The 18,474-nt window shown below is 67.2% G+C and carries 16 protein-coding genes and 1 riboswitch; of the genes, 10 read left to right on the forward strand and 6 right to left on the reverse strand.

Annotation, left to right across the window (positions count from 1 at the left end; genetic code table 11):
* The first annotated feature begins 5 nt into the window (after positions 1-5).
* Complete coding sequence (locus HNO88_RS05015) at positions 6-3,431, forward strand: chromosome segregation SMC family protein (RefSeq protein WP_184242980.1); 3,426 nt, start codon at positions 6-8, stop codon at positions 3,429-3,431.
* A 56-nt stretch (positions 3,432-3,487) separates the two neighbouring features.
* Here the strand turns inward: HNO88_RS05015 and HNO88_RS05020 are convergent, their stop codons facing one another.
* Entirely contained in the window at positions 3,488-3,931 is a 444-nt protein-coding gene (locus tag HNO88_RS05020) for a hypothetical protein (RefSeq protein ID WP_184242981.1), read from the reverse strand.
* A 172-nt stretch (positions 3,932-4,103) separates the two neighbouring features.
* On the opposite strand from HNO88_RS05020, the gene relB reads away from it, so the two are divergent.
* The 3 genes from relB to HNO88_RS05035 all read left to right on the forward strand — a co-directional run bounded on the left by relB (position 4,104) and on the right by HNO88_RS05035 (position 5,669).
* Positions 4,104-4,322 (forward strand): type II toxin-antitoxin system RelB family antitoxin, encoded by a 219-nt coding sequence (gene relB / locus HNO88_RS05025; RefSeq protein WP_184242982.1) that lies wholly within the window; start codon positions 4,104-4,106, stop codon positions 4,320-4,322.
* A complete protein-coding gene (locus HNO88_RS05030) occupies positions 4,306-4,572 on the forward strand; it encodes a type II toxin-antitoxin system RelE family toxin (protein WP_184242983.1) in 267 nt (88 codons plus the stop codon). The genes relB and HNO88_RS05030 overlap by 17 nt, the downstream gene beginning before the upstream one ends.
* Positions 4,573-4,757: 185 nt before the next feature.
* Positions 4,758-5,669: a toll/interleukin-1 receptor domain-containing protein gene (locus HNO88_RS05035; protein WP_184242984.1), complete on the forward strand. Its 912-nt coding sequence runs from the start codon at positions 4,758-4,760 to the stop codon at positions 5,667-5,669.
* 130 nt (positions 5,670-5,799) lie between these two features.
* Here the strand turns inward: HNO88_RS05035 and HNO88_RS05040 are convergent, their stop codons facing one another.
* From HNO88_RS05040 to thiC, 4 genes are all read right to left on the reverse strand, one after another.
* The gene (locus HNO88_RS05040; RefSeq protein ID WP_184242985.1) at positions 5,800-6,189 is read right to left on the reverse strand and encodes a nuclear transport factor 2 family protein; all 390 of its coding nucleotides are present in this window, start codon (positions 6,187-6,189) and stop codon (positions 5,800-5,802) included.
* 254 nt (positions 6,190-6,443) lie between these two features.
* The gene (locus HNO88_RS05045) at positions 6,444-6,836 is read right to left on the reverse strand and encodes a type II toxin-antitoxin system death-on-curing family toxin (RefSeq protein ID WP_184242986.1); all 393 of its coding nucleotides are present in this window, start codon (positions 6,834-6,836) and stop codon (positions 6,444-6,446) included.
* 11 nt (positions 6,837-6,847) lie between these two features.
* Positions 6,848-7,072 carry an AbrB/MazE/SpoVT family DNA-binding domain-containing protein gene (locus HNO88_RS05050; RefSeq protein ID WP_184242987.1) on the reverse strand — a complete coding sequence of 75 codons (225 nt, stop codon included), beginning with the start codon at positions 7,070-7,072 and terminating at the stop codon, positions 6,848-6,850.
* 315 nt (positions 7,073-7,387) lie between these two features.
* Positions 7,388-9,250, reverse strand: a complete 1,863-nt coding sequence (thiC, locus tag HNO88_RS05055; RefSeq protein ID WP_184242988.1) for a phosphomethylpyrimidine synthase ThiC — start codon at positions 9,248-9,250, stop codon at positions 7,388-7,390.
* 37 nt (positions 9,251-9,287) lie between these two features.
* A riboswitch (TPP riboswitch) is annotated at positions 9,288-9,397 on the reverse strand.
* A gap of 42 nt (positions 9,398-9,439) precedes the next feature.
* Here thiC and HNO88_RS05060 point away from each other — a divergent pair.
* The gene (locus HNO88_RS05060; RefSeq protein WP_246381187.1) at positions 9,440-10,060 is read left to right on the forward strand and encodes an SOS response-associated peptidase family protein; all 621 of its coding nucleotides are present in this window, start codon (positions 9,440-9,442) and stop codon (positions 10,058-10,060) included.
* A 1,080-nt stretch (positions 10,061-11,140) separates the two neighbouring features.
* Here the strand turns inward: HNO88_RS05060 and HNO88_RS05065 are convergent.
* Positions 11,141-13,705 (reverse strand): TonB-dependent receptor, encoded by a 2,565-nt coding sequence (locus HNO88_RS05065; protein WP_184242989.1) that lies wholly within the window; start codon positions 13,703-13,705, stop codon positions 11,141-11,143.
* Positions 13,706-13,895: 190 nt separating this feature from the next.
* Between HNO88_RS05065 and HNO88_RS05070 the strand changes: the two genes are divergently transcribed.
* Genes HNO88_RS05070 through HNO88_RS05090 form a run of 5 tightly spaced genes read left to right on the forward strand, consistent with a single transcriptional unit; the run spans position 13,896 to position 18,445 of the window.
* The gene (locus tag HNO88_RS05070) at positions 13,896-14,855 is read left to right on the forward strand and encodes an aldo/keto reductase (protein WP_184242990.1); all 960 of its coding nucleotides are present in this window, start codon (positions 13,896-13,898) and stop codon (positions 14,853-14,855) included.
* Positions 14,855-15,952 (forward strand): ABC transporter substrate-binding protein, encoded by a 1,098-nt coding sequence (locus HNO88_RS05075; RefSeq protein WP_184242991.1) that lies wholly within the window; start codon positions 14,855-14,857, stop codon positions 15,950-15,952. Before HNO88_RS05070 ends, HNO88_RS05075 begins: the two co-directional genes overlap by 1 nt.
* On the forward strand, positions 15,949-16,827 hold the full coding sequence (locus tag HNO88_RS05080; RefSeq protein WP_184242992.1) for an ABC transporter permease: 879 nt from the start codon (positions 15,949-15,951) through the stop codon (positions 16,825-16,827). Before HNO88_RS05075 ends, HNO88_RS05080 begins: the two co-directional genes overlap by 4 nt.
* A complete protein-coding gene (locus HNO88_RS05085; protein ID WP_312856995.1) occupies positions 16,824-17,597 on the forward strand; it encodes an ABC transporter ATP-binding protein in 774 nt (257 codons plus the stop codon). The genes HNO88_RS05080 and HNO88_RS05085 overlap by 4 nt, the downstream gene beginning before the upstream one ends.
* Complete coding sequence (locus HNO88_RS05090; RefSeq protein ID WP_184242993.1) at positions 17,594-18,445, forward strand: NADPH-dependent oxidoreductase; 852 nt, start codon at positions 17,594-17,596, stop codon at positions 18,443-18,445. The genes HNO88_RS05085 and HNO88_RS05090 overlap by 4 nt, the downstream gene beginning before the upstream one ends.
* Positions 18,446-18,474: the final 29 nt, after the last annotated feature.

An 18,474-nucleotide genomic window follows, 5' to 3' on the forward strand; every position in this document is an offset into this window, starting at 1 on the left:
ACGCGATGCACTTCCGGCGGCTGAAGCTCAGCGGTTTCAAGAGCTTCGTCGAGCCCGCCGAACTGCGCATCGAGCCTGGGCTGACCGGCGTGGTCGGCCCCAACGGCTGCGGCAAGTCCAACCTGCTCGAGGCGATCCGCTGGGTCATGGGCGAAAGCTCGGCCAAGTCGCTGCGCGGCGGCGGCATGGAGGACGTGATCTTCGCCGGCACCGCCAGCCGGCCGCCGCGCGCCTTTGCCGAAGTCGTGCTGCAGGCGGGCACCGCGTCGGGCGAGGACCTGGAAGTCGTGCGCCGGATCGAGCGCGGCGCCGGCAGCGCCTACCGCGTCAACGGTCGCGACGTGCGCGCCAAGGACGTCGCGCTGATCTTCGCCGACGCCGCCACCGGCGCCCACTCGCCCGCACTCGTCAGCCAGGGCCGCATCGCCGCCGTCATCAACGCCAAGCCGGCCGAGCGCCGCGCGATGCTGGAGGAGGCGGCCGGCATCGCCGGTCTCCACGTGCGGCGCAAGGACGCCGAGACACGGCTGCGCGCGACCGAAGCCAACCTCGCCCGCCTGGACGACCTCATGGCCGGGCTCGACAAACAAGTCGGCACGCTGCGCCGCCAGGCCCGCGCGGCGGAGCGCTATCGAACCCTGTCGGACCAGATCCGCACGGCCGAGGCCCGGCTGGTCTTCGCCCGCTGGCGCGACGCCGCCGCAGCAGCCGAAGCCGCCCGCAAGGAAGCGCAATCCGCCGAGGCCGCCGTCGCCGGCATGCAGGACGCCGCTCGCCAGGCCCAGGCCGCGCAAGCCACTGCCGCCCAGGCTCTCGCCGATGCGCGAGAGGCCGTGACCGACCGGCGCGACGATGCCAACGCGCAAGGGCACCGGCTCGCGACTCTCTCCGGCAAGCTCGAAGCCGCCGAGCAGCGGCTTGCCGACCTCGACCGGCAGCGAACGCGCCTGGAGCAGGACCGTGGCGACGCCGATCGCCTCACCCGCGATGCCGCCGACGCCCTCACGCGGCTGGAGCACGAGCTGTCGGACGCCGCCGCGCGCCTTCAGGCCGCCGAGGCAGAGAGGCCGCGACTCGTCGTCACGCTCGACCGCGCCGAAGCCGCATCTCGCGCCGCCGAACTGGCCCTGGCACAGGCCACCGCCGAACAGGCCGGCGTCGAAGCCGAGTGGCGCATCGCCGAGGCCGAGCGCGCGCAGGCGCAAGGCAGGCTCGATCGGATCGCAAGGGAGATCGCCCGCCAGTCGGCGCTGATCATCGAAATCGATCGAACCGCCGATCCCCGCATCGCAGTCACCCAAGCGGCCGAGCGTCGCGACCGGGCCACCTCGGCTCTTGGCTCGGCGCGCGCTAACCTCGCCGAGCGGACGGCGCGCAAGGCCGATCTCCAGGCCGCCCGCGACGAGGCGACGGCCGCGCTGGCCGGCGCGCGCGCCGACTGCACCGGCATCGAGCGCGAGCATGCCGCGCTGCTGCGCGACCGGGAGGCGCGGGCGAAAGGCGCGAAGGCCGCACATGGCCTGCCCGTCGCCATCGACGCGCTGAGCGTGGAGCCGGGCTACGAGCGCGCGCTGGCCGCCGTGCTGGGCCGCGACGCCAAAGCTCCACTCGGCGCTCCGCCGGGCACTGCCGACGGACGGTTCTGGACGGGCGCCGGGCCGCCAAGCCCCCTCGCCGACAGCCTGGCTCACCACGTCACCCGCTGCCCGCCACAACTCGCCGCCCGGCTCGCGTTGGTGCACGTGGCGGACGCGGACGATGGCGCGGTGCTCGCCCCGGGCGAGTGGCTGGTGACCCGCGCCGGAGCGCTGCGCCGATGGGACGGCTTCGTCGCCCGCGGCGAAGGTGCGGCGGAAGCCGCGCGGCTCGAGGCCGAGAACCGCTTCGCCGAACTCGACGCGCAACTGCCGCAGCTGCGGGAGCGTGCAGCCACCGCCGAGGCGACGCTGGCCGATGCGCAGCAGGCTCTGGCAGCGCTCCAGCAGGAGCTGCTGGCGGCCGAGCGTGCCGTCTCCGCCGCGGTGGAAGAGGAGCGCGCCGCGCTGCGTGCGCTCGACCAGGCGGAGGATGCCCGCACCCGCCACGCCGCGCGCCGCGCCGAGCTGGAGCGCACCGGCGCCGACCTTGCCGAGCAAGCCCAAGCCGCACAGGCCGAGGCCGACGCCGCCGCCACGCGCCACGCCGCGCTGCCCGACCCCGCCGAGGGCCGTGCTGCACTCGGCGCCGCGCGCACCGCCCACGACGAGCAGCGCCGCGCGCTCCAGTCCGCCACCGCCGCGCTGGCCGCGCACGACCAGGGCCTCGCCGCGCTGCGGGAGCGGACGGCCACCCACCGTGCCGACATCCGCGGCTGGCAGGCCCGCGCCGGGGATGCCGCCAAGCGCCTCGCCGACACCGCGCTGCGCCTCGAGACGATCGAGGACGAGCGCGCCGGCGTCGCCGCCATTCCGCCCGCGCTCGCCGCCGAGATCGACGCCGGCGAAGCGGTCCGCCAGCGCCTCGCCGGCGAGCTGGCACAAGCCGAAGCCGCGCTCGCCCATGCCACCGAGGCCGCCCGCCAGGCCGACTCCGCGCTCGCGGCAGTGCAGGAGAGCCTGGCCGCTGCCCGCGAAGCCCGGGCCGGCGCCACCGCCCGCGCCGAGAACGAGGACGCCCGCCGCGTCGAGATGAACCGCGTCTCCGGCGAGCGCTTCCAGTCCCCACCGCCGCTGCTGCCCGGCCGCTTCGGGTTTGCCGGCGACGAGGTCGGCCTCGCGGTCGACGAGTCCTCCGCCATGGACCGCCTCTCCGCCGAGCGGGAGCGGATCGGCCCGGTCAACCTCGTCGCCGCCGACGAACTCGCGGCAGCAGAGGCACAGCTGGGCACCAACGCCACCGAGAAGGCCGAGCTGACCGAGGCGGTCAACCGCCTGCGCGGCTCGATCGGCAACCTCAACCGCGAGGGCCGCGAGCGGTTGCGCGCGGCCTTCGAGGCGGTCGACGGGCACTTTCGCCGGCTGTTCACCCGCCTGTTCCAGGGCGGGCAGGCGCACCTGGCGCTGGTCGACTCAGACGATCCGCTCGAAGCCGGGCTGGAGATCTTCGCCCAGCCGCCCGGCAAGCGCCTCCAGTCGCTCACCCTGGCGTCGGGCGGTGAGCAGGCGCTGACCGCAGTGGCGCTGATCTTCGCGCTGTTCCTCACCAATCCCGCGCCGATCTGCGTGCTCGACGAAGTCGACGCCCCGCTCGACGATGCCAACATCGAGCGCTTCTGCGACCTGCTCGACGCGATGGTCGCCGAGACCCACACCAGATACCTCATCGTCACCCACAACGCCGTGACCATGAGCCGCATGCACCGCCTGTTCGGCGTGACCATGGTGGAGCGCGGCGTCAGCCGCCTCGTCAGCGTGGACCTGGGCGGTGCGGAGGAGCTGCTGGCGGCGGAGTAGCGCCCCACCAACTCAGTTGCCGCTCCCGCCACGGAATGTGTTTTGCGGCCCGCCTCTCACCACCCCTCCTCGTCCAGCGCCAGGCGCGAGCGGTCGATCTGGCCCAGATGCCGCAAAAGCGCGGAAACCTGCAGCATCACGCGCGTCCCGACATAGCGCCCGCGTCGCATGACCACCCGCACGACGCCCACGGTGGCCGCCGCCGCGACCCGATCGCGTGTCAACTTCCAGGGACCCACGTCCGCCTGCCCGCCCGAAGCGGCAACCTCCCACGCCGCCGCGAAATCCTCCGCACCCGGCCGCCGCCGCAAGGCATAGGCACTCGCCCGCGAACACCCGACAAACGCCGCCGCCTGCGCCACCGACCCACTCTGCGCCAACCACCCGACGAACTCGCCCTGCTTGACCGGCGTCCAGCCATCGTGACGCGTGCGCAGCGGCACCGGCACGAAGTCGGGAATGCGCTTGTAGGCGGGCCAGCGGGGTGCGGGTTTGGACATGGTGCGCGGAACGTAGCGCGAACGAGGGCGTGTAGGAAAATGCAAATAGAGCGGGAATGAAGGTGCGAGGGTTACCACCCTCGCGCTCCCCATCATGTCGGCGGCATTGCTTGCCGGCCGCGTTTGTCAGAACCGCGATGTTGCTATACATGTATAGCGAAGGAGCATGGTCATGTTGGCTGTTCGCATCGATGCCGAAACCGAGAAGCGCCTCGAGGCGCTCGCCGCCAGAACCGGCCGTACCAAGACCTTCTATGCGCGCGAGGCGATCCTGGCCCACCTCGACGACCTGGAGGACTTCTACCTCGCCGAAGAGCGCATGAAGGACTTTCGCTCGGAAGACGCAATCTCATTGGCAGACCTGAAGGCCGACCTTGGCCTGGACGATTGAGTTCGCGCCCGAGGCCGCCAAGGAACTCAAAAAGCTTGGCCGAATGGAAGCGGCGCGGATCATCCGCACACTGGAAGACCGGATTGCCCCGCTCGATGATCCGCGTGACCTAGGCGCAGCGCTGACGGGAGATCATGCAGGCTACTGGCGTTGGCGGATCGGCGACTATCGAGTCGTCGCGCGGATCAAAGACGAGCGCGTGACGATCCTTGTCGTGCGGATTGGGCATCGTCGCGAGGTGTATCGATAACGATCAGGACATAGTCCTTAATTCACGGCAACTTGCCGACTTGAGTGTAAAGCGAACTTTGAGCGACACTCACCGCCTTTCGGCTCGTCTGTGAGCAGTGTAGCCAACAAACAGCCAAATGGGTCGCAGGCTGGATACGTAACCGTTCTATCAAGTTTTTGAAAAGCACTTAATGGCCTGCATTTATGACGGATTTATTCATTTCTTATGCTTGGACATCGTCAACTCATCGCAAGTGGGTGCGCCTTCTTGCGAGCCAGCTTCATCTTCTCGGTTACGATGTAAAGATCGATGAACAGGTAGACTATGGCTCTAGCCTTAACGGCTTCATGCAAGAGGTAACGAGTGCTACCCATGTTTTGCTGATCGTCGATGAAAATTATGTCGTGCGTGCGGACACTATGCCGGACTCTGGTGTGGGCATCGAGAACAAGTGGATCAGTGGCGCGTTCGATAGCAAACCGTCTCGCTGGTTATCGCTCCTGTTTGTAAATAATATTTTGTTCAAAGTTCCGGCCTGGCTCTCAGATTACTCCCCTAAAGGCTTCGATTTTAATTCAACCCCTGAGGAAAACGTCTTCCCGGGGTCGGTGCAGATCGACGAGATATGGCGTTGGGTGGAGGGACTGCCCGCGTCTAAAGGTCATGCCGCCTCTCTCGCCGATGTCCGCAAACGGGCGGCACGGATCGAGCGCATCGACGCTCTACGCGATCCAGCCAACTACGCCAGCCCAGCGCTCAAAGGCCGTGTCACCTTCCGACACAACGATCACCATCATTTCAAGGTTGGTAGCGGCGAATACGAATTCAAGATCATGTTCAGTAGTCGCTCACATGACGGCGTCTACGTTTATATTGACAGCGACCTTAAAGCAGTCGGTCTGATAACAGCTTCAGATTACGATCCTCTCTTGGTTTCAAGCTTTCTCACGCCCGCGCGAACTGCAGAGCCTCTAGTTGGACAAAGTGTTGTCTGCATGAATAGTCACGGCGCGCTATGTGTCGTTACGATTGAGGAGGTGCAATCAGAGGTGAACGCTCAGACCTATGTGGCTCCGCACGTCACGTTCTCATATGAAGTGCTGACCGCTGGCTGATTGACAGAAGAAAGGAAGCAAGCCTCCTAACGGTCGCCTATTTCGATCGCCCGCTTCCAGCTGCTCAACTCGTAGACCCGAATGCCCGATTGTGGGCGTAAGCTTATATGCCTGTAGGCGGTCAGCACTCTCAAGCCATCGTAACAAACACCTCCGCCTCGATCACCCACTCGCCTGCGACTTCGCGCCACTTGGCGGCGTAAGTGCCGGTGGCGGTGGCGTCGCCGTTGGGGGCGAGGGCGTCCCAGGTGCCGTGCTCCATGGCAATGGGCTCGACGGCGGAGACGTCGAAGGCTTCGGGGGTTCGGATGTAGATGTCGCGGGTCGGGGCGGCGAACTCGCGGCGCCAGACTTTCACCTGGGCGAGGCGGCCGGCGATCACGGCGCTGTCGGTGCCGGTGAGCATGACGCAGTCGCGGGCGAGCAAGGGGCCGATGGCGGCGAGGTCGCCTTGCGCGATGGCGCGGTTGAAGGCGGCGCGGCGGGTGCGGATGGCGAGTTCGGTGGCGGCGGGGTTCATGCGCGTGGGTGTGCGACGGCGCGGCGCGATGGGCAAGCGCCGGAGGGTGCCGGCAGGCGCGAGGTGGACATGATGGGGAGCGCGAGGGCAGTGGCCCTCGTGTCTTTCTTCTCCCTTGGTGTGGGGGAGCGGGCGGGAGATGGATTCCCGCGTTCGCGGGAATGACGAAGGGGGAGAGGTTGTGTTCTCGCCCTGCCCCTCCACCACTCGCTTCGCGAGCGGTCCCCCTCCCCGAGACAAGCTCGGGGAGGATTTTAGGGAGCGGTGTGCTGGCGGAACCAGTCGGTGAGTTCGTCCTCGGTGAGTTCGCCGGCGGCGAGGGACAGGACGAGGCGGATGGCGTCTTCGGGCTCGAAGGCGATCGCCACGCCGTTCAGGCGCAGGAAAAGGCGCGCGAGGACCCAGGCGGTGCGTTTGTTGCCGTCGCTGAAGGGGTGGTTGCGGGCGATGCCGTAGGCGTAGGCGGCCGCGAGAGCGCAGCGGTCGTCTTCGCCGTAGGTCCACTTGTTGACGGCACGGGACATAGCGCATTCCAGCGCTCCTGCGTCGCGGATACCGGTCGCGCCGCCGTGTTCGGCGAGCTGCCGGTCGTGGATGGCGAGCGCGAGTTCGGGTTCGAGCCAGGTCGGCTCGGTGCGGGCTGTCATGAGTGGGTCAACTACTTGGCGAGGACGCGCAGGATATCACGATCCTCGCGCATGATCTCCTCGGCTGCAGCCATTTTGGCGGCAAACTGCGGGTCGGTCGCCGTGAGGCGGACGCCGTCGGGTGCCTCGGTCAGATGCAGGGTGTCGCCCGGACCGACCCGCAGGCGGGCGAGCACTTCCTTGGGCAGGATGATGCCGGCGGAGTTGCCGATCTTGGTGATCTTCAGCGCGTTCATACGCTGGTTATAACACTGCGAGGGTCAGCCCGCAATGTGGTGGCGGGAGCGGATGCATCCGGTTTGCAACGCATCCTCAGCTTCGCGCATGTCGATAGGCTCCTACCTGCCTGCTTCGTCATCCCCGCGGAGGCGGGGATCCATCTCCTGAGGTCGCGTAACCGGAACCACCTGGAGATGGATTCCCGCCTTCGCGGGAATGACGAAGAAAAGGGGATCGTCGTGCACGCGCCATGCCCTCTCCAAGCTGCGCTAGCGGCTGGCGGAGCAAGCTGCGCTATCCTCTCCCCGGCGGGGAGAGGATAGGCGTGCGCCTCAATCGTGCTCGCGGTTGCCGGCGCCGATGTAGAGTTCGCGGCCGCCTTCCTCGTACTTCTGGCTCATAGCCTTCATGCCGGCTTCGGCTTCTTCCTCCGAGGCGATGAAGGTCTGGACCGGCTGGTTCTGCTTGGCGGCGAAGTCGCGCACTTCCTGGCTGATCTTCATCGAGCAGAACTTGGGACCGCACATCGAGCAGAAGTGTGCGGACTTGGCGCCTTCGGCCGGCAAAGTCTGGTCGTGGTACTGCTCGGCGGTGTCGGGGTCGAGCGAGAGGTTGAACTGGTCGCGCCAGCGGAACTCGAAGCGCGCCTTGCTGAGCGCATCGTCGCGGACTTGCGCGGCGGGGTGGCCCTTGGCGAGGTCGGCGGCGTGGGCGGCGAGCTTGTAGGTCACCACGCCGACCTTCACGTCGTCACGGTCGGGCAGGCCGAGGTGCTCCTTGGGCGTAACGTAGCAGAGCATCGCGGTGCCGTACCAGCCGATCTGGGCGGCGCCGATGCCGCTGGTGATGTGGTCGTAGCCGGGCGCGATGTCGGTGGTGAGCGGCCCGAGCGTGTAGAACGGCGCTTCGCCGCACGCCTCGAGCTGCTTTTCCATGTTCTCCTTGATCTTGTGCATCGGCACGTGGCCGGGACCTTCGATCATGACCTGCACGTCCTGCGCCCAGGCGCGCTTGGTCAGCTCGCCCAGGGTGTAGAGCTCGGCGAACTGGGCCTCGTCGTTGGCGTCGTAGATCGAGCCGGGGCGCAGGCCATCACCCAGCGAGTAGGCGACGTCGTAGGCCTTCATGATCTCGGTGATCTCGTCGAAGCGCTCGTAGAGGAAGCTCTCCTTGTGGTGCGCCAGGCACCACTTGGCCATGATCGAGCCGCCGCGGCTGACGATGCCGGTCATCCGCTTGGCGGCGAGCGGCACGTAGGGCAGGCGCACGCCGGCGTGGATGGTGAAGTAGTCGACACCCTGCTCGGCCTGCTCGATCAGGGTGTCGGCGAAGATCTCCCAGGTGAGGTCTTCGGCCACGCCGCCGACCTTCTCCAGCGCCTGGTAGATCGGCACCGTGCCGATCGGCACGGGGCTGTTGCGGATGATCCACTCGCGCGTGTCGTGGATGTTGCGACCCGTGCTGAGGTCCATGACGGTGTCGGCGCCCCAGCGGATCGACCAGACCATCTTGTCGACTTCGGATGCGAGGTCGGAGGCGACGGCGGAGTTGCCGATGTTGGCGTTGATCTTGACCAGGAAGTTGCGGCCGATCGCCATCGGCTCGCACTCGGGGTGGTTGACGTTGCTGGGGATGATCGCACGGCCACGAGCGACTTCGTCGCGCACGAACTCGGGCGTGACGTAGTCGGGGATCGAGGCGCCGAAGCTTTCGCCGTCGCGCTTGTATTCGGTGAGGCGGGCACGGCCCAGGTTCTCACGCTCGGCGACGTACTCCATCTCGGGCGTGATAATGCCACGGCGGGCGTAGTGCATCTGGCTGAGGTTCATGCCCGCCTTGGCGCGCAGGGGACGGCGCAGCGCCGTCGGGAACGGGGGCACGCCGCCCGAGCGGTCGGGGCCGAGCTGGCCGTTGTCTTCCGGCTTCACCTCGCGCGGGGCGTATTCCTCGACGTCGCCGCGCGCGAGCTGCCAGTCGCGGCGCAAGGGGGCAAGGCCGGAGGCGATGTCGATCGTCGCGTTAGGATCGGTGTAGGGGCCCGAGGTGTCGTAGACCCGCACGGGCGGCTCGCCGCTGCCGGGCTCCAGGTGGATTTCGCGCATGGCGACGCCGAGCGGGCCGACGTGGATCTTCTTCGAGCCACGGATGGGTCCGGTCGTGACGCCGATTTCCAGCTTGCTGTTGATGTCTGCCATGGAGCGCTCCTCTTGCAGGCGTGGAGCGGATTGCGGGCGGCAGGCCCGTCCAACTCCCTCCGCCCGTGCTAACGGGTTCAGGTTCGACGGGTCGTGAGGAGCATACCCTCACCTCTCAGCCAGTTGCTGGCTCCCCGGTGGTGGCACGATGATAGACGTGCCGCGCCCGCGCGTCTAGCGCTGCCGGCGATGACGATGCTCTATCGCCTCGACGCTCCGGCCCGCGACGTGGCGCGCACCTTCGGCGCCGACGAGCGCGAGGATCCGTGGGCGGGCGGGCACGTCGCGCCCGGCGGCTTCGCGCCGGTGATCACGGCGGGGCGCGAGTTCATTGCAGGACCCAGGCCCGACCTGCGCGCGCCCCGGCGGATGGTCCCGCGGCTATGGGGCGTGCCGCCGCCGCCCTCGGCGATGGAGGCGCGGCCGGTGCTCTCGGTCCGCAATGTCGAGAGCCCCTTCTGGATCGGCAACTTGCGCAACTCCGAGTTCCGCTGCCTGGTCCCGGCGACCGCGTTCATGGAGTGGGGTAAGGGAACCGACCGCGACGGCAAGCGCGCGCGGCACTGGTTCGCCTGCGCCGACCAGCCAGTGTTCGCGCTCGCCGGCGTGTGGAAGGACAGCGAAGTGCCCAGCTTCGCCCTGCTCACCTGCGAGCCCAATGCGGTGCTGCGCGCGGCGGGGCGCGATGCGATGCCGGTGATCCTGCCCGCCGACAGCGCGGCGCAGGACCTGTGGCTTCGCGGCGGATGGGACCGCGCGCAGGCCCTGCTGGTGCCTTATGCGTCGTCGATGATGTTGGAGCGCGAGTGAAGCCGATCGGAGCCATGCGTCAGAGCTGGACTTAGGTGATCGGCATGATTGCGTTTGGCGGCGTACCCCAACTCGGCATGCTGAACTTGTTTCAGCATCTATCGCGCCATGAGGCTCTGCCGTTGCCGACCGGATGCCGAGGCGGCTTGCTGATCAGAGCTCCGGGCAGGCTGCCTGATGGACCCTGAAACAAGTTCAGGGTGACGTCTGCTATGGGGTGGATTCGCGACTGTCTGCTATTCCCTTATCTGCCACGTTAGCAGACTTTGGTGTTCACGTTGGTGGAAGACCACTCGGATAATCGAGACCCTGAAGTTTTCGGACTGAGACTGCTGAGAAGCCCGCACTCTTTACCAACCGAAATGCTTCAGCAACGCAGCTTTCAGAAGCGCTGAGGTCAACGACATCCACCATTCGGGATTTGTCTGAGAGGTCTCGCATCCATTCCGATAATTGCGACTTACTAAGGATCATGTCTTGAACTTGAAATGAGCAGCGGCGGTTCTCTGAACGCACGAACACAGGATAGCCTAATGGCTTATCAACCGACACGTATGGCGGAAGGGCCGACTAGACGCATCCGGCTAGAGTTAGCGGCGCTAAGCACAATAGTCTCATAGCCGCAGCTTAACACCCATATGGATGTCGGCAATTGGCACGTTGAAAGTTGCTGTGGAACGTCCGTTATGGGGCGTAAGCCGACCGTCCGCTTCGAACGACCTAGGCAGCACCGACCGACCTGTCGGCATCCCAGTCAAGCTGGCTCAAGCGGTATGCTGTGCCGCCATCCGGGGCGATGAAAGGGTGAGGGGCGTCACACCGCTACCCTTTACCGCCCACCCAGAGACCAGTTGCACGCTCGTGCGATTACCGGAATCGTTTAAGCTCGCCATGCAGGTCGGGCACAGGCGACGGGGCGTCTTGTGCCGAATGCCGCTTACAAGGCCCAGGCCAGCGGGCGAGGTTCGAGCTCTCTTCCTGTCTACATCGGCCGATCAGGCGCCGGCCGCCTCAAATCGCCAGATCGGTCGCATTGATTTACTATAGGCCAAGCATTCTCGACAGCACTCCGCCCCGCTCTCAATACTTCGCCCGGAACGTCACGCCATAGCGCGAGGGCTGGTTGTAGTTCACGGTTCGGCCCAGGTAGGCGGTCACGCCTGCACCGGAGGGCGCTGCCAGCAGGGCTTGCGAGATGATGTTCTTCTCGTTCGTGGCGTTGTTGGCATAGAGCGAGATGTCGTACTTGCCCTCGTCCAGGCGCACGCCGGCGCGCAAGTTGAGGTTCGATTGCCCGGGCACCTGCGTGTAGATCGATTGGGTCACGCCCGTGCTGTAGGAACTGGTATAGGAATACTGCGCATAGCTGTAGAATTGCGTCCCGGGTCCGATCTCGTAGTCCCATGACGGCGTGACCGACAGCGACCACTTGGGGGCGTAAGGCGCTCGCTCGCCCTTCGCGTCGATGTTGGCGATCCCGTTGTAGCTGAGCTCCGCCGGAGCCGGCAGGGACGGCGCGCGCGTGTAGACGGCGTCGTTGTAGTTGCCGTCGAAGGTCAGGCGAAGGCCCGATCCGAAGTCGGCGCCCACGCTCCACTCGAACCCGCGAGCGCGAATGTCGCCCACGTTAGTGGCGCCGCGCTGCGCGGTGCCGTCGGGCAGGGTATAGGAGATCGAGGTCTGGAAGCCGTTCAGCTTCTCCTGGTACACCGCAAGCGCAAGGTTCAGGTGGCGGTCGAGCAGCGAAGCCTTGATGCCGGCCTCATAGTTCTTGGTCTTGGTCGGCTGAACGGCCGGCGCGGCGGGATTGAGCGAGCGGTTGTTGAGATCCAGCCCGCCCGCCTGGAAGCCGGTCGCATACGTCACATAGGCCGTGATGTCGGGCGTGATCTTGTACGACAGGCTGGCCGTGCCCGACAGGTTGTCGTTGGACGTGCGGATGTCGAGCGGATAGCCGGTGGTCGCCGCGCCGGTCGGGTAGCCGGGTACGTTATAGATCACGCCCGGATTGCGCTGCACGGCATCGATCGCGTTGTAGAAGGCGTTCAGCTGCGCGTTGGTGATGCCGGGCGGCAGCGAAGTGGGCAGCTGGCTGGTGTCGACCGGGCTGCTGCCGTTCTTGCGGTCATAGGTATAGCGCAGGCCTCCGGTCAGATCGAGCGCGTCGGTGATGTGCCAGGTCGCTTGCCCATAGACGGCCGCGTTCCGGTTCTCGACCGTCGTGTCCTCGATGATCTGCTTGCCGGTCAGTTGCGATCGGAACGAGAGCGGGATCGGCGTGAAGGCGTTGCCGGCCAGCGTGTTGTAGGCGTTGTACCACGGGATCACGTCGGCCCCGAACTGGTGCACGACGTAGTGGTCCTTGAGCTTGGAATAATAGAGGAACGCGCCCACCTGCCAGTCGATCGGGCCATGGCTGTCCGATGCCAGGCGGAATTCCTGGCTGAACTGGTTGCTCTTGCTGATGGCCATGTTCTGGTAGATGTCGATCGGCGTCAGGTCGCTGTCCTGCGGCGGGTCGAAGCTCCAATGCCGCCAGGCGCTTATGGAGGTCAGGGTCACGCCGCCGAAGTCGTAGTCGGCGGTGAGCGAGACACCCGCGTTCTTGGTCTTCATGCGGTTGTAGTTGTTGGTGATGCTGGACCGGGGATCGACGGTCGGCACCCAGTTCTGGACACCGCCGAAGTCGGCCAGGCGGGCCAGCGCGGAACGCGCCGCGGTGACCCGCGCGCGCTGCGCCGCAGTGGTGTTTATACCCCAGTTGCCGGGTCCGAATAGCTCGGTGATGCCGCCTCCGGAGCTGAACCCGGACGAGCTGTCGTTCTCTACGTTCAGGTCTCCCGACAGGTTGACGCGCAAGTCGCCGGTCTCGAGCAGGAACTGCTGGCGCACGCCCCAGCGGAAGGTCCCGGCGGTCTTGTCTTCGCTGGTCGCGGTCGGCGCGTAGATGCCCTTCGCCTCTGCCGCTTCCTTGAAGCCCCGGCGCAGCGGCGTGTCCAGCCAAGGGTCGGAGTGGGTGATGTAGCCGACGGTGCGGAAGGCGATGTTCTCGCTCAGCGGGCCGGTGATGATCGCCTTGCCCTGCGCGAAATTGTACCGGCCGTACGTGGCTTCGAAGGTCTGGCTGGGCGTGAAGCTGGGCTTGTTGAAGGTGATGTTCAGTGCGCCTGCGGCTGCGTTGCGGCCGAACAGGGTGCCTTGCGGTCCGCGCAGCACTTCGAAGCTCTGCACGTCCACCAGGTCTTGCAGAACCTGGCCCGGTCGCGCCTGATAGACGCCGTCGAAGTACACGCCGATCGCGTTGTCGAGGCCGTCTGCGGCCGTCGGCGCGTAGCCGATGCCGCGGATCGTCACCGAGAAGTTGCGCGGGTTGCCGCCGGTGGCGTTCAGGCCGGGCGCCTGGTCGATCAGGCTCTGCAGGTCGATCGTGCCCTTGGTCTGCAGCGTCTCTCCGCTGATCGCCTGGACGGAGATCGGCACGTCCTTGATGTTCTCGGTGCGGCGGCGCGCGGTGACGACCACTTCCTCGCGGGCAGCCGCATCCGCGTCGTCGGCTGCGGTGCCATCCGCCGCCCAGGCCCGTGCCGGCGCGACCAGAGTGGATGCGCTTGCCAGCAGCGCTCCCGCGAAAACCACACGCTTCATCCGATCGTTCCCCGTCACAGCTTTAACAATTCCTACTGATTCGGTAGGGTCACTAGGTTGAAGATTCTCTACTCTCTAACTAGAGAATCTAGCGCTCGCCAAAGATTTTCTGAATCGCGGCAAAGCGCAGCTCGATCCACACAGGGGCCGAGCCAACGTCCGCGGACGGCGGGCTGGACGACACGAAAGGATGAACGTGGCGAAGATCGGTTCTTTGGAAGTGAGTGCGCAGGGCTTCGGCGCGATGGGCTTGTCCCACGTCTATGGTCAGGCCGATGAAGCGGAGTCGATCCGTACGCTCCATCGCGCGATCGATCTGGGCGTGACCTTCTTCGATACGGCCACCGGCTACGGCAACGGCCATAACGAGGACCTGCTCGGCCGTGCGATCGCGGGCCGGCGGGACGAACTGGTGATCGCCAGCAAGTTCACGCATGGCCAAGGTGGAGAAGGCCGCAAGGTTTCGGCACGCGAGGCGGTGGAAGCCAGCCTGCGCCGCCTCAACGTCGATCGGATCGACTTGTACTACCTGCATCGCGTCGACCCGGAGGTGCCGGTGACGGAGTCCGTCGGGCAGCTGGCGCAGCTGCGCGACGAGGGCAAGATCGGCGGCGTGGGCCTTTCGGAAGCGAGCGCATCGCAGCTCCGCGCCGCCCATGGCGAGACACCGATCACCGCGCTGCAAAGCGAATACTCGCTGTGGACCCGCGACGTGGAGGCCGAAATCCTGCCGCTCACGCGCGAGCTCGGGATCGGGTTCGTCGCGTACAGTCCGCTCGGTCGCGGCTTCCTGGCCGGCGCCGGCCCCGTCGAGGACAACGATCGCCGGCGAATCCACCCGCGCTTCCAGGACGAAGCGGTGGCGGCCAACGCACGCCGCCGCGTCACGATCGAAGGCGTGGCCGAACGGCTCGGCGTCACGCCCGCGCAAGTGAGCCTGGCCTGGGTGCTGTCCAAGGGCGTGGTGCCGATCCCGGGCACGCGGCACATCCGCCACCTGGAAGACAACTGGGCAGCCGGCACGATCAGTCTCGACGACGAGACGGTCGCCGAGCTCGAAGCCGCCTTCCCGCGCGGCGCGACCGTGGGCGACCGCTATCCCGCCGAGCAGATGGCTTTCGTCCCCGCTGCCGAGCCCGCGTTGTCCTGATGCCGATGCCGGCCGCCCGCTGGCCGAAGGGTTCGGCCGCGCTTGCCATCTTCGTGGCTGCGTCGGTGGCGGCGCTGTTCGCGTTGGCACCGGCCCGGCGCGCGGCGGAGGCGAAAGGCGGCCTGCCGCTCACCGCGCCGCTGCCCGACCGGGTGCCCAAGGGCGTGGTGCTGCGGGTCGGCGATCCGGTTTCGCGCTGGGTGTTCCGGCACAACGGCTGGGACAAGAAGCTGCCGTTCCGGATCGAGTGGGCGGAGATCACCGGCGGCCCGGATGTGACCGAGGCCTTCCACGCCGGTGCGCTCGACGTAGGGTTCGGCGCCAGCGTGCCGCCGATCCACGCGGTGTGGATGGGCATTCCGGTGCGGATCGTCGGCTTTCGCGAATATGCCGATCGCTCGCGCCGGCGCGCCTACGTGTTCGGGATCTCGCCCAAGGCGCAGATCCGCACGCTGGCCGACCTGCGGGGCAAGCGGATCGCCTTCAGCCCCAGCCAGGTGCAGGCGCAGATCGTGCTCCAGACGCTCAAGTACCAGGGCATCGCTCGCAAGGACGTGACGCTGGTGGAGCTGCCCTCCAGCACCGGCGGCGATGTCTACTCCGACGCGCTGGCGGCGGGCGTGATCGATGCCGCTCCGATCCGCGGCGACCTCGTGGCCGAACGCTACATCCGCAAGTTCGGAGCGCGGGGCGCGCGGCTGCTCGACCATCCTCCGTTCCGCGACGATGGCGCCGGCATCTACGTGCCCGAGACGGTACTGGCCGATCCCGGCAAGGTGGCCGCCCTGCGCGTGTTCGTGCGCTACTGGGGCCTGGCGCAAGCCTGGATCCGCACGCACCCGGACGAACTGGCCGCAGGCTACTACGTCAAGGACCAGGGCCTCTCGCCCGAGGACGCGCGGATCATGGCCGGGTACACCAGCAACATCTCCGTCCCGCGCAACTGGGAGGGCGCGATCGCCTACGAACAGGCGGCGGTCGACACGCTCGGGCCCGAGACGAAGCACCCACGGCTCGATGCCGCCACTCTGTTCGACCGCCGCTTCGAAACCATCGCCGGCGATGCCGCTGCAACGGCGCAAGGAAAACAGCCATGAACGCGCATTCCCATGACCTGCAGGTGCCGGTCGAAGTGCACGCAAGGACGCCGCCGCCGCCGCTTGCGCCGATCACGCAAACGGGCCGCTTGATCTTGCGCCAGCGACTGAGCCCAGGCACGCCGGCGCGCTACGGCATTCTGCTCGGGCCGGCGCTGCTGCTGCTGTACTGGTCGGTGCTCTCGATCACCGGCTTCCTCGATCCACGTATCCTGCCCGCGCCGTGGACGGCGGTAGGCACATCGATCGAGCTGATCCGCGAGGGCCGGCTCCAGACCAACCTTGCCGTCTCGACCTGGCGGGCGATGAGCGGGCTCGGCATCGGGGTACTGGTCGGTGCCGGACTGGCGCTCTTGTCCGGGCTGTCGCTGCTGGGCGGCTACGTCATCGACGGCCTGGTCCAGATCAAGCGCGGCATTCCCATACTCGCGCTGATCCCGTTCATGATCCTGTGGCTGGGCATCGGCGAGGCCATGAAGATCACGCTGATCGCCACCGCCGTGTTCTTCCCGGTCTACATCAACACCCACAATGCCCTGCGCGCGATCGACATCCGCCATGTCGAGCTGGCAGAGACGCTGGGCCTCAGCCGCTGGCAATTCCTGCGCCGGGTGGTCGTGCCCGGATCGCTGCCCGGCTTCCTCACCGGTCTTCGCTTCGGCGTCACCTCGTCGTGGCTGGCGCTGGTGGTGGTGGAGCAGCTGAACGCCACCAGCGGCATCGGCTACATGGTCACCCTGGCGCGCAACTATGCGCAGACCGACATCATGCTGGTGGGCCTGGTGGTCTATGCCCTGCTGGGCTTCGGCTCGGACGCGCTGGTCCGGCATCTCGAAACGCGCCTGCTCGGCTGGCGCAGGACGTTGGGCAAGTGAGCGCCCGGTCCGCCCCGCCCGCCGTGCAAGTGCGCGGCCTGGTGCGCACCTTCACCTTGAAGGGCGTGCTCAACGGCATCGACCTGGATATCGCGCCGGGCGAGTTCGTGGCGCTGCTCGGCCGCAGCGGTTCGGGCAAGAGCACGCTGCTGCGCGCGCTTGCCGGGATCGACCACGAGGCGGACGGCGTCGGAGAGATCGTCCTGCCGGAGCGGCAGTCGGTGATCTTCCAGGATGCGCGGCTCCTGCCCTGGATGCGCGTGCTCGATAACGTCGTGCTCGGCCTTGCAGGCAACGACGTCCGCGAACGCGGACGGACTGCGCTGGCCGAAGTGGGCCTTTCCGGACGCGAGCGGGCCTGGCCGCACGAACTGTCCGGTGGCGAACAGCAGCGCGTCGCGCTCGCCCGGGCGCTGGTCCGCGAACCCAAGCTGCTGCTGGCCGACGAACCGTTCGGCGCGCTCGATGCGCTCACCCGCATCCAGATGCACACTCTGCTCCGGCGCCTGTCGGACCTGCACGACCCGGCGGTCCTGCTGGTGACGCATGACATCGACGAGGCCATCGTCCTCGCCGACCGGATCGTCCTCCTCGACCAAGGGCGGCTCGCCGCCGACCTGCGGGTCGAGCTGCCGTCGGCCGGCCCCGCGCGGCAGGATCGCATCGCCGGTCTGCGCCGCGACCTCCACCGCCTGCTCGGCGTGGAGGACGCGCCGGCGGAACACCGCGACCACGCGGCTGTCGTCACCACATTGCGAGGACAATCATGACATTCGAAACCACGCTGGCAGCGGACCGCAGCGACACTCTGCGCGAAGTGCGCCTGCACGACCGGTACCGGGACAGGCTCGACCTCCCGGTTGCGTGGAACGAGACCCTGGACACCATCGTCTCGCACCGCTCCGTCCGCGCCTATCGGCCCGACCCTTTGCCGGCCGGCACGATCGAGCTGCTGGTGGCGGCTGCGCAGTCGGCGGCGAGTTCGTCCAACCTCCAGCCCTGGAGCGTCGTCGCGGTCGAAGATCCGGAACGCAAGGCACGCCTCGCCGCCCTCGCCGGCAACCAGAAGCAGATCCTCCAGGCTCCATTGTTCCTGCTGTGGATCGTCGACCACAATCGCCTTCATCGGAACGGCGAAAGGCTCGCGACACCCGCCGAAGGGCTGCACTTCCTGGAAAGCTTCCTGCTGGGTGCGGTGGACACTTCGCTGGCGGCGCAGAACGCGGTGGTGGCGCTGGAAGCGATCGGCCTTGGCAGTTGCTACATCGGCGGCATCCGCAACAATCCCGCCGAAGTCGCGGCCGAACTCGGCCTGCCGCCGCACGCGTTCGCCTTGTTCGGCCTGACCGTCGGTTACCCCGACCCGGACGCACCCGCATCGGTCAAGCCGCGCCTGCCGCAGGAGGCCGTGCTGTTCCGCGAGCAGTACGGAAGCCCGGAGAACGCCCCTGCCATCGCCGCATACGACCAGCGTCTGCGCAGCTTTCAGCGCGAGCAGGGCATGATCGAGCGCGACTGGAGCGAACAGGCCAGCCAGCGCGTGCGCGGGGCCGACTCGCTCGCCGGGCGCGATGTGCTGCGCCAGGTCCTGAGCGGCCTCGGCTTCCGGCTCGACTGACCCCCGCGATCCTTACCAACTCTCCTGCC

Origin of the sequence: Novosphingobium chloroacetimidivorans, assembly GCF_014204535.1 — a bacterium.
Lineage (GTDB): Bacteria > Pseudomonadota > Alphaproteobacteria > Sphingomonadales > Sphingomonadaceae > Novosphingobium > Novosphingobium chloroacetimidivorans.

Coding starts and splice junctions, on each gene's coding strand:
- HNO88_RS05040 (WP_184242985.1), bottom strand. CDS start 6,189: ATGAACCCCGCCGCCACCGAACTCGCCATCCGCACCCGCCGCGCCGCC.
- HNO88_RS05075 (WP_184242991.1), top strand. CDS start 14,855: ATGCCGATGCCGGCCGCCCGCTGGCCGAAGGGTTCGGCCGCGCTTGCC.
- HNO88_RS05080 (WP_184242992.1), top strand. CDS start 15,949: ATGAACGCGCATTCCCATGACCTGCAGGTGCCGGTCGAAGTGCACGCA.
- HNO88_RS05070 (WP_184242990.1), top strand. CDS start 13,896: ATGAACGTGGCGAAGATCGGTTCTTTGGAAGTGAGTGCGCAGGGCTTC.
- HNO88_RS05035 (WP_184242984.1), top strand. CDS start 4,758: ATGACGGATTTATTCATTTCTTATGCTTGGACATCGTCAACTCATCGC.
- HNO88_RS05090 (WP_184242993.1), top strand. CDS start 17,594: ATGACATTCGAAACCACGCTGGCAGCGGACCGCAGCGACACTCTGCGC.
- thiC (WP_184242988.1), bottom strand. CDS start 9,250: ATGGCAGACATCAACAGCAAGCTGGAAATCGGCGTCACGACCGGACCC.
- HNO88_RS05065 (WP_184242989.1), bottom strand. CDS start 13,705: ATGAAGCGTGTGGTTTTCGCGGGAGCGCTGCTGGCAAGCGCATCCACT.
- HNO88_RS05060 (WP_246381187.1), top strand. CDS start 9,440: ATGACGATGCTCTATCGCCTCGACGCTCCGGCCCGCGACGTGGCGCGC.
- HNO88_RS05020 (WP_184242981.1), bottom strand. CDS start 3,931: ATGTCCAAACCCGCACCCCGCTGGCCCGCCTACAAGCGCATTCCCGAC.
- HNO88_RS05045 (WP_184242986.1), bottom strand. CDS start 6,836: ATGACAGCCCGCACCGAGCCGACCTGGCTCGAACCCGAACTCGCGCTC.
- relB (WP_184242982.1), top strand. CDS start 4,104: ATGTTGGCTGTTCGCATCGATGCCGAAACCGAGAAGCGCCTCGAGGCG.
- HNO88_RS05050 (WP_184242987.1), bottom strand. CDS start 7,072: ATGAACGCGCTGAAGATCACCAAGATCGGCAACTCCGCCGGCATCATC.
- HNO88_RS05015 (WP_184242980.1), top strand. CDS start 6: ATGCACTTCCGGCGGCTGAAGCTCAGCGGTTTCAAGAGCTTCGTCGAG.